Genomic DNA, 1,347 nt, shown 5'->3' on the forward strand with positions numbered 1-1,347 from the left:
TCAGCCCCCAACACGGCAGTTCACCCCTACCACCGGCCTACGACCAACCCGACCCGCCGTCAACCCACACCACCACCGGATTTAACGAACTACCGGTAGAGCAGGCCGGCATCGCCGCCTCGATCGGATCGGTCGGCGACGCCTACGACAATGCGCTGATGGAATCCGCCATCGGGCTGTTCAAGACGGAGGTGATCAAGCCACAGCGACCCTGGCGGTCCCTGGCACAGGTCGAACTGGCCACCGCCGAGTGGACCGACTGGTACAATCACACGCGGCTCCACGGAGAGATAGGCCACATCCCACCCGCCGAATACGAAGCCCGCCACTACCTCACAACCACGAAACCCCAGGTCACATACAACATCTGAGATCTCTATCGAACCCGGAACGGTTCATCCCCCTGATTGGTGGACACGCTGATACTGGATCTGCTTGATCCGGAGGAAGCGAGAAGACCGTCGATGGCGATGAAGGACTACTCGGACGAGTTCAAGGCCGATGCCGTGGCCCTGTTCGAGTCCACACCCGGGGCGACCTGCAACAGCATCGCCGCCGACCTGGGTGTCAACAGGAACACCCTGCGGAACTGGGTTCTGCGAAACCTCGAACGCCGGGGCGTCGGTCCGGACGCTGCCCGGGACGCCGAGAGCGTGGCCCGAGCCACGCAGGCGACGCCGTCCTCGAAACCGGACGAGAGGATCAGGCAGCTCGAGGCCAGGGTGGCCGAGCTGGAGGCGAGCGAGCGGAAGCTGGCCACCGAGCGGGACATACTCCGCAAGGCGGCCAAGTATTTCGCCGGAGATTGTGTCCTGAACACGAAGGGGAGTTGTTTGTAGGGCAGCTTTCAAGAGTGGCGCTGTGCGGATGATGAAGGTTTTGTGGCCCTTCGGAGCCGCCCTGCGGGGGGAGGCTCCAAACCGCCTCATGCCGCGTTAGCCGAAGACTGTCGTGGTGAGCGATGAGGAAAAGGCGCCGTAAGAGGCGTCAGGTAGGGACCGGGAAGACGAACGCAAGTGAATCGCTGCTGACGTGTCGAAACGAAAACAGACGACATCAAAACCGGGGTGTTCTCCGAACTCCGGGATGAGCCTGGCGGGAGCCCGTCTATTGGCCAGGTGGTGTCCGGCATGCAGGCGACGTGAGCCCGGTCTGCGGCTTCCGCATGGAACAGGAGAAGGCAAGCCCCGATACTGCCCACCGTGCAGCGGTGGCGAGAGGGAGCACCTCAAGCAGCGGACACTGTGAGGGGCTGACTGACCTTGGCTGATCATGTGTCTGGTGCTATGTCGTATTCATGGGCACTGGGCGAGGGGCCGGTGACTTTCACCGGGTGCGGGAGCAAAG

General features: G+C 62.8%; 2 protein-coding genes. Both read left to right on the forward strand.

What is annotated here, in order from left to right:
• On the forward strand, positions 1-371 hold a 371-nt coding region (locus tag ACFV3E_RS46745), incomplete at its 5' end, for an integrase core domain-containing protein (RefSeq protein WP_500542648.1).
• Between the two features lie 39 nt (positions 372-410).
• Positions 411-839, forward strand: coding sequence for a transposase (locus ACFV3E_RS46750; protein ID WP_500542650.1), 429 nt, complete (start codon positions 411-413; stop codon positions 837-839).
• Positions 840-1,347 lie beyond the last annotated feature (508 nt).

Origin of the sequence: Streptomyces sp. NPDC059718, from assembly GCF_042733315.1 — a bacterium.
Lineage (GTDB): Bacteria > Actinomycetota > Actinomycetes > Streptomycetales > Streptomycetaceae > Actinacidiphila.